At 55.1% G+C, this 13,305-nt stretch carries 13 protein-coding genes; 10 read left to right on the top strand and 3 right to left on the bottom strand.

Annotated features, from left to right (window positions below; all coding sequences use genetic code 11):
- Positions 1-2: 2 nt before the first annotated feature.
- From GCU45_RS15010 to GCU45_RS14975, 8 genes are all read left to right on the top strand, one after another.
- Positions 3-482, top strand: a complete 480-nt coding sequence (locus tag GCU45_RS15010) for a DUF6530 family protein (RefSeq protein WP_105445818.1) — start codon at positions 3-5, stop codon at positions 480-482.
- A gap of 154 nt (positions 483-636) precedes the next feature.
- On the top strand, positions 637-1,965 hold the full coding sequence (locus GCU45_RS15005) for an MATE family efflux transporter (protein ID WP_244364627.1): 1,329 nt from the start codon (positions 637-639) through the stop codon (positions 1,963-1,965).
- Between the two features lie 51 nt (positions 1,966-2,016).
- Positions 2,017-2,400 (top strand): hypothetical protein, encoded by a 384-nt coding sequence (locus tag GCU45_RS15000; RefSeq protein ID WP_152399506.1) that lies wholly within the window; start codon positions 2,017-2,019, stop codon positions 2,398-2,400.
- 185 nt (positions 2,401-2,585) lie between these two features.
- A complete protein-coding gene (locus GCU45_RS14995) occupies positions 2,586-2,981 on the top strand; it encodes a VOC family protein (RefSeq protein ID WP_152403097.1) in 396 nt (131 codons plus the stop codon).
- A 344-nt stretch (positions 2,982-3,325) separates the two neighbouring features.
- Positions 3,326-4,702: an FAD-dependent oxidoreductase gene (locus tag GCU45_RS14990; protein WP_152399505.1), complete on the top strand. Its 1,377-nt coding sequence runs from the start codon at positions 3,326-3,328 to the stop codon at positions 4,700-4,702.
- Between the two features lie 92 nt (positions 4,703-4,794).
- Positions 4,795-5,832, top strand: coding sequence for a zinc-binding alcohol dehydrogenase family protein (locus tag GCU45_RS14985; RefSeq protein ID WP_152399504.1), 1,038 nt, complete (start codon positions 4,795-4,797; stop codon positions 5,830-5,832).
- 105 nt (positions 5,833-5,937) lie between these two features.
- Positions 5,938-6,381 carry a winged helix-turn-helix transcriptional regulator gene (locus GCU45_RS14980; protein WP_152399503.1) on the top strand — a complete coding sequence of 148 codons (444 nt, stop codon included), beginning with the start codon at positions 5,938-5,940 and terminating at the stop codon, positions 6,379-6,381.
- 81 nt (positions 6,382-6,462) lie between these two features.
- Positions 6,463-6,909, top strand: coding sequence for a Dps family protein (locus GCU45_RS14975; RefSeq protein ID WP_145138775.1), 447 nt, complete (start codon positions 6,463-6,465; stop codon positions 6,907-6,909).
- Between the two features lie 18 nt (positions 6,910-6,927).
- On the opposite strand, the gene GCU45_RS14970 is transcribed toward GCU45_RS14975, so the two are convergent.
- Entirely contained in the window at positions 6,928-8,997 is a 2,070-nt protein-coding gene (locus GCU45_RS14970) for a HelD family protein (RefSeq protein WP_152399502.1), read from the bottom strand.
- A 170-nt stretch (positions 8,998-9,167) separates the two neighbouring features.
- Entirely contained in the window at positions 9,168-10,175 is a 1,008-nt protein-coding gene (locus tag GCU45_RS14965) for a helix-turn-helix transcriptional regulator (protein ID WP_152399501.1), read from the bottom strand.
- A 131-nt stretch (positions 10,176-10,306) separates the two neighbouring features.
- Here GCU45_RS14965 and GCU45_RS14960 point away from each other — a divergent pair, with 131 nt between their 5' ends.
- Positions 10,307-10,714 (top strand): nuclear transport factor 2 family protein, encoded by a 408-nt coding sequence (locus GCU45_RS14960; RefSeq protein WP_244364075.1) that lies wholly within the window; start codon positions 10,307-10,309, stop codon positions 10,712-10,714.
- An 82-nt stretch (positions 10,715-10,796) separates the two neighbouring features.
- On the opposite strand, the gene GCU45_RS14955 is transcribed toward GCU45_RS14960, so the two are convergent.
- Positions 10,797-11,396, bottom strand: coding sequence for a TetR/AcrR family transcriptional regulator (locus tag GCU45_RS14955; RefSeq protein WP_152399500.1), 600 nt, complete (start codon positions 11,394-11,396; stop codon positions 10,797-10,799).
- A 164-nt stretch (positions 11,397-11,560) separates the two neighbouring features.
- On the opposite strand from GCU45_RS14955, the gene GCU45_RS14950 reads away from it, so the two are divergent.
- Entirely contained in the window at positions 11,561-13,225 is a 1,665-nt protein-coding gene (locus GCU45_RS14950; protein WP_167527145.1) for an MFS transporter, read from the top strand.
- The last annotated feature ends 80 nt before the right edge of the window (positions 13,226-13,305 follow it).

The raw sequence follows: 13,305 nt of genomic DNA, 5'->3' as shown, positions 1-13,305 counted from the left end.
CCATGAGGATCCCAACAACGTTAAAACATAAACCGGTCATCGTATCCGAGAATTACGAAAACATCGACGGCAGAAAGGCGTACAGCACGGATGCCAAGGGATTGTCCCTGGGCCTTGCCCAGTGGAACGAGCGCGGGAAGGTGGACATTTCCGCCAAGGTATGGCGATATACCGGCGAGAAATGGTCGCGCCAATCCGAAGAGCTTCCGATGCACCGGGTGCTGGATCTGGCGATTCTGATCCTGCGCAGCAGCGCTTACTTCAGCGAGGCGTACCGCTATCCCAAGCTGTATGACCCGGAAGAGACGACAATCGACCGTGTAGGGGTACAGGGCGATGCTATGGAAGTGGCGGTATGCACGGACAATCCAATGATTGACGAGGATATCAAGCTGTTTGCCCAAGCGCTGAACGAAGACGGTGAGCTGCTGGGCGAGCGGTTCCGCATTTTGTCCCGCCTGCTGAAGGACATGGGATATTGATGGGTACGAAGCGGTCTTTCTACTGGAAGATAATTAAAGGAGATGGTTTTACATGAGTTCTACCGAGCAAGGTTTAAAAGGCGCCTCCGGTGCCGTGCCATCCGAGAGGCCGGGGCCGGGTGCTCCCGAGAAGAAGGATACGGTACTGCGGGCCATGATCGCTTTCCTTATCCCCCTTATTCTGAGCAACGCCCTGCAGTCCGTCGGCCAGCTGGTCGGCAGCATCGTCGTGGGGCGCTGGATCGGGGTTGAGGCACTGGCGGCGATATCCGCGTTTTTCCCGTTATTTTTTCTGGTCATATCCTTTGTGATCGGGATCGGCTCGGGCAGTGCCATTCTGATCGGCCAAGCCTACGGTGCCCGCAACGAGGAGAAGCTTAAGGCGGTCGTCGGCACGACGCTGACCTTCACGGTCATCCTCGGCATCGTCCTGGCGGTGCTGGGGGGCATCTTTACCGAGGACATTTTGCTTCTGATCGGAACCCCGTCCAACATCATCGACATTTCCGTACATTATGCCCGCATCATGTTCTGGAGCCTGCCATTTTTGTTCCTGTATGCAGTCTATACGACATTTATGCGCGGAACGGGCGATTCGAAAACGCCGTTTTATTTTCTGATCGTCAGTACGGCGCTGAACCTGATTCTGCTGCCCGTGCTGATCTTCGGCTGGATCGGGCTGCCCAAGCTCGGCCTGTACGGCGCGGCTTACGCGAATCTCGTCTCCACGATCGTGACCTTTATCGCGATGCTCTGGTATCTTCGCTGGAAGAAGCACCCGCTGCAGTTCGACGCTTCGGTGCGCAGGCACCTGGGGATGGACCGGGAAATGCTGAAGCTGCTGCTTCGTCTCGGCATTCCGTCCAGTATCAGCATGATCCTGGTGTCGCTGTCCGAGATTGCGGTCATTATTTTCGTCAACCGGTTCGGCTCGGACGCAACCGCCGCCTACGGCGCGGGGAACCAGGTGGCGAGCTACGTCCAGATGCCGGCGATCAGCCTGGGCATGACCGTATCGGTCCTGGGAGCGCAGTCGATCGGGGCCGGTCAGCTGGACCGGCTGAAACAGGTCATCCGCGTGGGTATTATGCTCAACTATATCATTGGGGCCATCATCATTATCCCGGTGTACCTGTTCTCGGAGCATATTTTGTCCTGGTTCATTACGAGCAGCGATACGCTGGACATCGCCCACCGGCTGCTCATGATCACGCTGTGGAGCTACCTTATCTTCGGCCACACGCAGATTTACGGGGCGACGATGCGGTCCAGCGGCACGGTGCTGTGGCCGACGGTGTTCAACATCGTGTCGATCTGGTGCGTTGAGGTCCCTGTGGCCTATGTGCTCTCGTACCACACAAGCCTTGGCATCGAAGGCATTTGGATCGGGTATCCGGCAGCGTTCATCGCCAGCTTCATTCTGGTATACAGTTACTACCGCTTCTCATGGAAAAAGAAGCAGATTACGCGGCTCGTTCACTAGCAGGGAGTACTTCAGAACTGCGGAACCTGGAATAACCAAGGGGGGACCGGCATGAAGGGGAAAAGGCTAGCGTTATCGCTGATCATCGCTATTGTGGCTGCGTACATCGGGTTTGGGGCTTGGATCGCCCACGATACGAAACGGATATTGGTGGCAGCCATGAGCGGGGATCCGGACTATACCGAATACATGGATGAGGCTGTCTATCATGACATCCATCCGGTCCAGCGAGGCATGACGGACAAGGAGTATGCGTATGACCCCGCCGTTCACGACATCGGCTTCGTATTTCCGCTGCATTTCTTCGGCGTATCTCTGGCTTATGTGACCCAGCAGTACTCCGGTGAGCATTTCGGGTTCAGGGAGCCGGTCCGGCTGACACTCCAACTCAAATCCGGAAAATGGTATGCGACCGGTGCATCCATTCAACCTTAAAAACAAAACAGATGGATAACTATAATTGAAGGGCTGCTCGAACGGGGCGAAGATGACCGTGGAAGCAGCTCTTTTTTGTATTAAAAAACTTTTTAAAATTTTTTTTGCTTCCGTGTCGATTTCGCCGACATGCATTCGTCGTATTGATGTAAAGACAAAAAACAGGTGAAAGGTTGTTGAACAATATGGGAGCACAAATGAACGCTTATCTGATGTCGGTGGATGCAAGAAGCCAGGCGAATTACTATATCGAGGCCCTCGGTGGGGAAATCCAGTTTGTCAGTACATACGGAGACGCGCCCGGAGCGCCTGAGGCGATGAAGGATAAAGTGATGCACTTGGCGGTAACGGTGGCGGGAACGAATCCGTTGATGCTGTCCGACGCGTTTGAACCGGTATCGTATAGCCGCAGCGTCAGCCTTTCTTTAACGTATACCGATGAGGCGGAAGCCAGAGCGGCCTATACCAAGCTGAGTGAGGGCGGAGAAAGCAAATATCCTTTTGCCCTTCAGCCATGGGGCGCTTATTATGGTGAGGTCATTGACCGGTTCGGGGTAACGTGGATGATCACGAAAATGTAATGGCGGGAACGAAACCCGACAAATATAACGATAAGAAGCAGCAGATAAAGCAGTTCAAGGAAGGCAGCCGCCATGAGGATCGGCTGTCTTTTTGCTGCAGTGAACAGCGGGGAACCGTTGATCAACCGGCGTCAAACTTACCTTTTTCCCCTTCGTTAAGGGAACGAATGGGTTCCAAAAAGCCAAAAAGAAAGTTTTTTTAAATTAGTAGGTTGTAAAAACTAACTAAGTATTGTATTATGACTTACATAGAAACGATCACATCAGGTGAGCGCTCAGCAAAGCAGATCATGACGAGAAAAAAATTGAGTAAGAGCTTCATTCGAGAAGGGATGGATCATCCGATGATCAAGGAAACGTTCGATGCGTTAATTATCGGCTTTGGCAAAGGCGGAAAAACGTTGGCCCCCTTTCTGGCCGAGCAGGGATTGAAAGTCGCCGTCGTGGAAAAGTCACCTCTGATGTATGGCGGAACCTGCATCAATATCGGCTGCATTCCCACTAAGGCGCTGGCCTATCAGTCGCATATCGTTTCGCAGGAGGAAGGGAACGGTCCGGAGTCCCGGCAGGCGAAGTATGCGCGCGCCCTTCAGGAGAAAGATGAGCTGGTTACCCTGCTGCGCGGCAAGAACTTCCATAACCTGAACAGCCATCCGGGGATCACGGTATTGACCGGGACGGCTTCGTTCCAATCCCCGCACGAAGTTCAGGTGGAAACGGAAGCTGGGAGCATCCTCGCCGAGGCCGAGCGGATTTTCATCAATACGGGGGCAAAGCCGGTCCTTCCTGACATTCCCGGGATTGACGGAGCTCATGTCTATACGAGCACGGAAATGCTGGACTTGGCGAAGCTGCCTTCCCGGTTGGCCATCATCGGCGGCGGCTATATCGGCCTGGAATTCGCCTCCATCTATGCAGGCTTCGGCTCAGAGGTGACCGTTCTTGAGAATGGCGGCGTATTTATGCCGAGAGAGGACCGGGAGATTGCCGAAGAGGTCAAAAAGGTGCTGGAGGCCAAGGGCATCCGCTTCCGGCTGCAGACCAAGGTGTCCCGGATTACGGAACAAGGGGAATCCGTTCAGCTGCTGCTGTCCACGCCTGACGGTGAGGACACACTCCAAGCGGATGCCGTACTGGTCGCCACCGGAAGACAGGCCAATACGGACGGGCTGAATCTTGAAGCCGCAGGCGTTGAAGTGACGGAGCGCGGTTTCGTCCGGGTCGACGAGACGCTTCAGACCAATGTGCCGCATATCTGGGCGATCGGCGACGTGAACGGCGGCCCGCAGTTTACGTATATTTCGCTGGACGACTACCGGATTCTCAAGAATCAATTGTTCGGCGACCGGACGCGTACAACCGGCGACCGGCGATTCGTCCCTTACTCCGTGTTTATCGATCCTCCGCTGGCCCAAGTCGGGTATACGGAACAGGAGGCACTGAAGCGGGGGCACACCGTGAAAACGGCAAAATTACCTGTTACCGCATCGACGAGGGCACGCCAGCTGAAACAGACGGAAGGGCTGCTGAAGGCGGTCGTCGACGCCGAAACGGACCGTCTGCTCGGGTTCACCATGTTCGGTGCGGAATCCAGCGAGGTTGTGAACATCGTGTCCGTGTTCATGCAGTCCGGGCAGCCATACACTGTACTCCGCGATACCATTTTTACGCATCCGTCGATGGCGGAGACGATTAACGACTTGCTCGGCGCGATCCAGTGAGCTCTTTCTACGAGCTCATCGCTTACATATTGACGGACACAACGTCACTCAGCTTAACACGATAAATCACATTTATAAGGGAGAGAACAACCATGACGAAAGTAAAAGAGACGATGAAAGCCGTAGGCCTATATAAGTATTTACCGATTGATCATCCGGAAAGCCTGATTGACGTCGAGCTGGAAAAGCCGGTGCCGACAGGCAAGGATTTGCTGGTGAAAGTCCACGCCATCTCGGTGAATCCTGTCGATTATAAAGTCCGTTCGCCTAAAGACCGCGTGGAAAGCGTACCGAAAGTGCTGGGATGGGATGTCGCGGGCGTCGTCGAGCAGGTAGGTCCGGATGTGACGTTGTTTAAGCCGGGCGATGAAGTGTATTATGCCGGCAGCATTACGCGTCCTGGCGGCAACAGCGAATTTCATCTGGTGGACGAACGAATTGTAGGCAAGAAGCCATCCACGCTGGACTTTGCACAGGCGGCGGCGCTGCCGCTAACGACCATTACTGCCTGGGAAAGCCTGTACGACCGGCTTGGAGTTTCCAAGAACCAGGCGGACAACACCGGCAAAACCATCCTGATTATCGGAGCAGCCGGCGGGGTCGGATCGATTGCGACACAGCTCTCCAAATATTCCGGCCTTACGGTCATTGGCACGGCTTCCCGGCCGGAATCGGCCGATTGGGTGAAAGGGCTCGGGGCGGACTACGTCATCAACCATTTTGAAGCGTTCCTGCCGCAGCTTAAGGCGGTCGGCATCGAGCAGGTCGATTACATCCTCTGCTTGAACAGCACGGAGAAGCATTGGGCGAACATGGCGGAAGCGATCGCGCCGCAAGGCAAGATTTGCTCGATCGTGGAGACGGATGAACTGCTCAACCTGACCCTGCTCAAGAATAAAAGCGTCACGTTCGTATGGGAGCTCATGTTTACCCGTTCCACTTACCAAACGCCGGATATGATCGAGCAGCACAAGCTGCTGGACGAAGTCGCGCGCCTCGTGGACGAGGGCGTCATCCGGACCACTACAAGCGAGACGCTGACACCGATCAATGCTGCCAATCTTCGCAAGGCCCATGCTCTGCTGGAGACCGGCCGTACGGTGGGCAAGGTCGTACTGGAAGGATTCTGACGGGAGCCGCGCTGGGGCCGGTTTGCGTGAAGCGGTCATTTGTGGCACTGTAGGATTAGAAGGCAGTACCACATTTGAGGCAAAGATACACGGGGGGTCATGGATATGCCGAAGAATATTTACAACCTGGATTGCAACATTGCGCAGACATTGAACATCGTTGGCGATCGATGGTCTTTGATGGTCATACATGAAATTTTGGTCGGTAAAAAAACGTTCAACGAGATCAAACAGGGGCTGGCGACGATCTCTGCGAATGTGTTATCCGAGCGGCTCAGACAGCTGGAGGAGGACGGGCTGATCGTATCCAACCTGTACTCCGCGCATCCTCCGCGGTATGAGTATGAATTGACGGAAAGCGGACGGGATATGGAAATGATCTTTCATGCTTTTATCCTGTGGGGAGAGAAGCACCTGGATAAATGCTATAAAAGCCTGAAGCATACCGCCTGCGGCCACGAAGTCGAACTCCGCCATTATTGCCCGCACTGCGAATCGAACGTGGATGACATTACCGTTGTCCCCGTAGAAGACACCAAGCAGCCGTAACGAACGGCCGCCGCAAAAGTTTCTTAGTCAGCCGGATCGCCTAAGGCGGTCCATAACATATAAAGAAGGGATGGATGACAAATGGCAAACACGACAATTACGCTGGAACAGGTATTGAATCAGCAGGTGGCGAACTTCAGCATTCTTTACGTTAAAATCCATAACTACCATTGGTACGTAAAAGGGGAACAGTTCTTCACGCTCCATGCGAAGTTCGAAGAGCTGTACAACGACATTACGCAAAAAGCGGACGACATCGCCGAACGCCTCCTGACGATCAAGGGAAGACCGGCCGCGACGATCAAAGAATATCTTGAAATCGGCACGGTAGCGGAAGCTACGGGAAAAGAGGACGCGCGCGGTATGGTGCAGTCGCTTATCCATGACTTCTCTGTAGTCAGCAAGGAGCTGCAGGACGGGATCCGTTTGGCGGAAGACGCCGGCGACCATCCGACGGCAGATATGCTGATCGGGATGCAGGCGGACCTCGACAAGCACGTCTGGATGCTGGAATCTTATCTTGGATAAAAAGGAAGAGCCCGGGGGCTAAAGCTCCCCGGGCTCTTTTAATAACGTCGTCCGTGCCCCGCTGTGCGTCAGCGTCAGCTTATGCATCGCCCGGGTGCAGGCGATATAGAGCAGCGATCGGTCCATCTCGTTCCGGTAGACTTCGCTATTCACGAAAGGAACGATCACCTCATCGAACTCCAGGCCTTTCGCCAGATGGGCGGACGTGATGCTGATGCCCTCGCGGAACTCCTCGCTGTCGAAATCCAGCAGATACAGGTTGTCAAATGCGTCCCTCAGGCTTTGATAGACCTCGTCTGCCTGGGCCTTTGTTTTGCAAATGATCCCCATGGAACGCGACCCGGAATGTACAAATTTCCGGAGGACAGACCGGATCCGCTCCATTTCCTCCTCCTTGTCTTCGCAGGCAACCATTCGAGGCTTCTCCCCGTGCCGCTCAATGGGTACGACGCTGCTGTTGTCTTTGAGCTGCTGGGCAAAGGTCGTTATTTCATAGGTGGACCGGTAGCTCTTTAACAGCTCTACCGTATCCGCGTTCGGGAACACCTTTTTGATCTCGGCAAGCGAAGAGGAGGAGTAGGGATTGACGGATTGGCCGGCATCGCCGAGGATCGTTTTGCGGCAGTTGAACAGCCTGGAAAGGACAGCGTACTGGATGGGCGTGTAATCCTGCATTTCGTCGACGATCAGATGTTTGACGAAATCAAACGGCGCCGTTCCTTCCCAGTACATTTTCAGGTAGACGAGGGGAAAGACATCCGAATATTCCAGCTTCTTCGGACCTGCCATGCGAAGCAGATCCGGACTGCCCAGCCAGTTGTAAAAATCCTTGTACAGCGCCAGCAGGGTGGAGGCACGGAACATTTTTTTAACAGCCGCCTTGATTTTGCGAATCCGGGGTGCGGACAGCCTCTGTCCATCCTTGTCCCTGAGGTTTGCCGCAGCCTGGTTTGCGGTCCGCTCGAGCCTGGACAGTACGGGCATCCGGCGGGTGCCGTCATAGATGGCTCGCAGCTCCGCGGAAGAAATCCGCAGTCCGTCGGCCTGCACATCCTCCGGCGCAAAATAATGCTGCTCTGCATAAGCGACAAACTCATCCAGCTTCCGGATGAAGTCGGCAGTCGCCTTAAACCGGATGCGTTCGACCATGCCCGGGTCTTCTTGGTCCATCAATACGGTGACCTGCTCGTAGAACGTCTGGAAGCCGGCAATCCCCTTGAGCTCCGCTTCCGCCAGCTCCTCGAGGCGCATTTCCATCATATTTTCTTCACCGAGCTCAGGCAGAACGCTCGAAATATAATCGGAGAACACGTTGTTCGGCGAGATGATCAGCACGTTTCTTGACGTCAGCGTCTCCTTGTAGCGGTACAGCAGGAAGGCGATACGGTGCAGGGCGACCGACGTTTTTCCGGAACCGGCCACGCCCTGAATGATGAGCTCATCGGAGGTTTCATTGCGGATGATGACGTTCTGCTCCTTTTGAATCGTGGCGACGATGTTTTTCATCTTTTCGTCCGAGGTGCTGCTGAGCTCCTTCTGAAGGACGTCGTCGTCGATGTTGATCGAGCTTTCGATCATATATTCCATGCGGCCGTCCCTGATTTTGTACTGTCGCTTCACCGTCAGCTCGCCCTCGATCCGCCCCAGCGGAGCTAGGAAATAGGCGGGCCCGACGCCGAAATCGTAAAACATGCTGGCGACCGGCGAGCGCCAGTCATAAATCAGATTCGTATGCCCGTCCGTCCCGGCAAAGGAATGAATCCCGATATAATAGGCATCGGCTTCTTTTAGGCCATTTTCCCGAAAGTCTACCCTGCCGAAATAAGGAGACTGGTACAGCTTATGCAGCTTCCGCTCCTTGTCGATCGCTTTCTCCCCCGAGTTGATCTGAAGCGAGATGTCGACCTTGTTCGCGGCCCGCTCCGCGGGATCCAGCTGGGAAATGTTTTCCCACATATATTTTTTCGCCTCGATGACGTCGCGGTAGGAAGCGGAGATTTTCCCGCGGATGTCTTCCAGCGCCCGTCCCAGCTTGTCTGTCATCGATTCGGCATAACGCCTTTCATCGGCTTCGCTTTGGTTCAACATCTTAGACCCTCCCTGTGAAAGAATAAGTCTAAGTATAGAAAAAATCCGCCAAAAATATAGACTTATACTTCCGGCTGTAGTATTATAACTTGCACGTGGGTCCAGAAATACCTGTACGGCACCACTTTACAGCATCAGAGTAATTAATGGGATAAACTACAGCCAGGTCCTTAAGGGGCCTGGCTTTTTGGTATGTCCGTAACCTGCCTAGATTCAGATTCCGGAATGCGCTCCGCGTACTGCCGCTGCATGGCGGCCAGCCGGCCGTTCACCCATTCCCGGGCTTCGGGAGGCTCTATAATGACCGCTTCGGGCCCCAACAACCAGACCATATCGGCAAAGAACGCCACGTCCTTCCGGGGAATGGATATATCGATCCTGCCGCTGCCATCGGGCGAGCACTCGATATGAGGCTGGAGCCTGCCGTTTCCTTCCAGCATTCGGACGCCTTCCGGAGTCAATCGGACGATGAAGTCGGTCTTTGGCGCCTTTTTCAGCTCATCCTCATTCCAGTTAAACACCGTTTTCTCATCAACCTCGTCAAGGCAGCAGACCTCTTCATTCAGCACGGCCGAGCGGATGCGGTCGGCCCGGAACAGGCGATAAGCATTACGAGTAAAGCAGTAGGCAGGGCAGTACCAGTATCCTTGGTCCGAGTAGAGGCCGATCGGCTGAATGACTCTTTCGTCCGCGGATGTGCCGGATTGATAGACAATGGTTGCGGCGCTGCGACTCATAACCGCCTGCAGCAGCACTTCCAGACACTCGGCAGGCATGCTGCGCCGGGGGCTCCAAATCGCCATTTTACCGGTTAAGCGGCTGATTCTCTCTTTCAGGTCCGGTGGGAGATAGTGATAGAACTTGTCGAGGGCGGAAGCGGCCGCTTTACCGAACGGGACGGAACCAAAATAAGCCAGCGATTGGGAAGCGAAGAACAAGGCGGTCGCTTCGCTTTCGGTAAAAGCGATTGCGGGCAGCAGCCGCTCGTTTAACAGGCGGAAACCGCCGCCGCGTCCTTGAACGGAGTACACGGGGATGCCCAGCTCGCCAAGCTCGATGAGGTCCCTGGATATGGTCCGCTGGGACACGCCCAGCTCATCCGCAAGCTCGCGGAGGGTAAAGTTTTTCTTGGCATTGACGAGCATGATAAGCCGGATCAACCGCTGGGATTTATACATCGGCGTCCCGTCCTTTCATTTTTTTCTCAAGTGTATCACAAAAACAAGACAGCACCTGTCGTGTTTAAACGATATGATGAGTTCATAAGATTTGGAAAGGCATAATCAACCCCAATAGAGGAGGATGCTGTATGGAACCAATGGAAAAAGGAAACGAGCGCAGTCTGCAAGCGTTTCATGCATTTCGCCGGGCGATTGAGGAAGGGGATACGGGGGCGTTTGAAGCGCTGGTGACCTCTGATTTTGGTTTTATCGTCCCGATCCCTTTTGAGGAATGGCAGGGAGAGCAGAAGGGAACCGGGAGGTTCCGGGAATTGGTCGAGCTTGAACGGGCAAGCATGAGTGCCAAACTAACGCCGGTCATCTGCGTAGAGCAGGAGGATACCGGGATCGTTATCTTTCAAGCGGAGGGGATCTTTAACGAAATGCCGTACACGAATGAGCTGGTAATCGTGTTCCGTTTCGAGCAGGAACGGATCCGCTCCTTCCGGGAGTATGTGGGCGTCACTTCCCACCTGCTTGCGATAGCGAAGTCGTAAGGCATGAAAACGGGCAAGGCCGGGAATAAGCACGAAGGGTGCCCTCGGTCTTGCCCGCATGTTTGCTGCCCGCGGCGCCATGTTATTCGGTTGTCCGGCGGGACGGAGTGGGCTCATCGAACTGCCGGTCGATCAGCACTTGGCAGGCGTTCAGAAAATATTCGGCATGGTAATACCCCTTATCCATGTAGGCACTCATCATGGCGCCTTCCTTCAGCAGCTGAAGCTGGTAAGTGAGCTGAACCGGGTCGCGGGCGCCGGCCTGGCGGGCAATATCCTCAACATTTTTCCAAAGGGTGGAGCGGTGTGTCATGGCTGCCTGGTGTCCGGGATGGTCCTCATCCGGAAACTCGACGATGGCGTTCATAAAAGGACAGCCGCGGAACTTGGAACTCTTCATTCGTTCAACCAATTCCTCCAGGAGGGCGTAGAGTTGTTCCTTTGGCGAATCGGGGAACTGCCGCTTTATTTCTTCAAATGCTTCCATCCTGGTCTTGGAACGCAGCTCCAAATAGGCCACGACCAGATGGTCCTTGGTCGGAAAGTTGCGGTAAAAGCTGGCTTTGGCGACCCCCGATTCCTCAATGATCCGATCGATCCCCACGGCACGCACGCCTTCGTTATAAAATAAATCGGACGCCACCTTCAGTATCCGTTCTTTGGCGGATTCCTTCTTGGTCATTCTAATCACCTGTTCCTAAAATAAGGTAAATTCGCTGTTGACATGAGACAGATCTGTCTGTATCATACGGTTATCAAACGAGACAGATCTGTCTCATTTATTTTAATGGCTGATTCCGGCTGCTGTCAAATATCCGGACCCGCCAGAGGAGGATGAAGCAAGCGATGAACCAACCGGTCAATTCCATTCCCGCGCCTCTTGCGCAGGCGGCGGCTGAGCCGCGCCAGAGGCCGCGTTTAATGCTGGCGGTGATGCTGCTGTCCGTATTTATGGCCGTAGCGAACATTTTTATCATCAATGTGGCAACCCCTTCGATTCAGCGGGGGCTTCACGCCGATTTCTACGGCGTACAGTTCGTCGTTTCGGCCTACACCTTGTCCTATGCCGTGGCCTTGATTATCGGCGGGCGGCTGGGCGACCGGTACGGACGGCGGAAGATGCTCCTGATCGGCGTGGCTGGCTTTACATTAACATCCTTGTTATGCGGCATTTCAGGCAGTGTCGGTGTGCTTACGGCCATCCGCGTGCTTCAAGGCTTTAGTGCGGCGCTGATATCGCCGCAGGTGCTGTCCCTCATTCAGGCGCAGTACCCGCCGGAGAAGAGGGGAATGATCTTCGGGCTGTATGGCGCAGCCCAGGGATTGGCCGCTTCGACCGGCCAGCTGATCGGCGGTTTGCTGCTCGGCTGGAATCCGTGGCATCTCGACTGGCGGCTGGTCTTTTTCTTCAGCGTCCCGATCGGATTGATCATCCTGGCAATGGCTCCGTTCGTTCCGGAATCAAGGGATTCGGACCGCTCGCGGATGGACTGGTTCGGTGCGGCCGTGGCGGCAGCAGGACTGCTCCTCCTGGTGTATCCGCTGGTCCAGGGGCAGAAGGAGGGGTGGCCGGCGCTGCTCATCATCAGCCTGATTCTGTCCGGCCCTGTCCTCGCCGTATTCGTATGGACGCAGCGTAGGCTGCTTGCCAAAGGACGCCGGCCGTTTATGAACGTAAGGCTGTTCGGTCAGAAAGCATTCAGCTTGGGCCTGGCCGTGATCTTTCTCATGATGACCGCTCAAGCCGCCTTCTTTCTGATCACTGCCTATTTGCTGCAAATGGGGCATGGATTCAGTGCCCTGAAATCCGGATTGATCATCCTGCCCATGGGCATCGGGTATTTTCTGGCCTCGCTGTTGTCACCGAAGCTGGCGGGCAAAATTGGAGCCCACGTCCTTACGGTCGGTTCGGTGCTGACCTCCGTCGGCTATTTCGCGGTCGCGCTGACGATCTGGGCCACCGGGTGGTCGCCGAACGTATGGTTCTGGCTGCCGGCTCTGGTCCTGCTGGGCATAGGCCAAGGCTTTATCGCCGCGCCGCTGACCAATGTGGTGCTGTCCAAGGTAGAGAAGCAGGATATCGGGTCGGGCTCCGGCATTTTGACGACGGGGATGCAGCTCGCCTCTGCCATCGGTATCGGCCTTATCGGAATCGTCTGGATGAGTTCATTAAGCCATTATGCCAATCAGGCGGAGGCGCGGACCGAGCTTGAGCTGCGGCAGCATCTGACATCCTACGCCTTGTCGGAGGAGCAGGGGCAGACGGCGCTGGCCAGGCTGCGCGATTGCTTCCCGGCAGCGGCCGGTCAGGCACAGGCGGCTCCCGGCGCATGCAAGGTTATCGCTTCCGCTGCCGGCGGTGCCGAGAGGCTGGTGGCGGACGGCGTATCGCAGTCGAATGCGCGCAGCTACACGAGCGCCTTTATCCTCAGCATGACGGTGCTTGGATTCTACACGATGCTGATCATTCCGATGACGGTCGCGCTCGCCGGGAGAAAGCGGAAGAGCTAATGGAACGGCGGACGAACCGGCAAGGGATTCAAGATCGTCCGAGGCTCTCCAATTATCGGATGAACGGGTCCCGCCCGTGA

The sequence above is a fragment of the Paenibacillus cellulositrophicus genome, from assembly GCF_009363095.1.
GTDB classification, from domain to species: Bacteria; Bacillota; Bacilli; order Paenibacillales; family Paenibacillaceae; genus Paenibacillus_AQ; species Paenibacillus_AQ favisporus.
This window is presented reverse-complemented; position numbering and strand designations above follow the sequence as displayed.

Coding starts and splice junctions, on each gene's coding strand:
- GCU45_RS15010 (WP_105445818.1), top strand. CDS start 3: ATGAGGATCCCAACAACGTTAAAACATAAACCGGTCATCGTATCCGAG.
- GCU45_RS15005 (WP_244364627.1), top strand. CDS start 637: ATGATCGCTTTCCTTATCCCCCTTATTCTGAGCAACGCCCTGCAGTCC.
- GCU45_RS15000 (WP_152399506.1), top strand. CDS start 2,017: ATGAAGGGGAAAAGGCTAGCGTTATCGCTGATCATCGCTATTGTGGCT.
- GCU45_RS14995 (WP_152403097.1), top strand. CDS start 2,586: ATGGGAGCACAAATGAACGCTTATCTGATGTCGGTGGATGCAAGAAGC.
- GCU45_RS14990 (WP_152399505.1), top strand. CDS start 3,326: ATGATCAAGGAAACGTTCGATGCGTTAATTATCGGCTTTGGCAAAGGC.
- GCU45_RS14985 (WP_152399504.1), top strand. CDS start 4,795: ATGACGAAAGTAAAAGAGACGATGAAAGCCGTAGGCCTATATAAGTAT.
- GCU45_RS14980 (WP_152399503.1), top strand. CDS start 5,938: ATGCCGAAGAATATTTACAACCTGGATTGCAACATTGCGCAGACATTG.
- GCU45_RS14975 (WP_145138775.1), top strand. CDS start 6,463: ATGGCAAACACGACAATTACGCTGGAACAGGTATTGAATCAGCAGGTG.
- GCU45_RS14970 (WP_152399502.1), bottom strand. CDS start 8,997: ATGTTGAACCAAAGCGAAGCCGATGAAAGGCGTTATGCCGAATCGATG.
- GCU45_RS14965 (WP_152399501.1), bottom strand. CDS start 10,175: ATGTATAAATCCCAGCGGTTGATCCGGCTTATCATGCTCGTCAATGCC.
- GCU45_RS14960 (WP_244364075.1), top strand. CDS start 10,307: ATGGAACCAATGGAAAAAGGAAACGAGCGCAGTCTGCAAGCGTTTCAT.
- GCU45_RS14955 (WP_152399500.1), bottom strand. CDS start 11,396: ATGACCAAGAAGGAATCCGCCAAAGAACGGATACTGAAGGTGGCGTCC.
- GCU45_RS14950 (WP_167527145.1), top strand. CDS start 11,561: ATGAACCAACCGGTCAATTCCATTCCCGCGCCTCTTGCGCAGGCGGCG.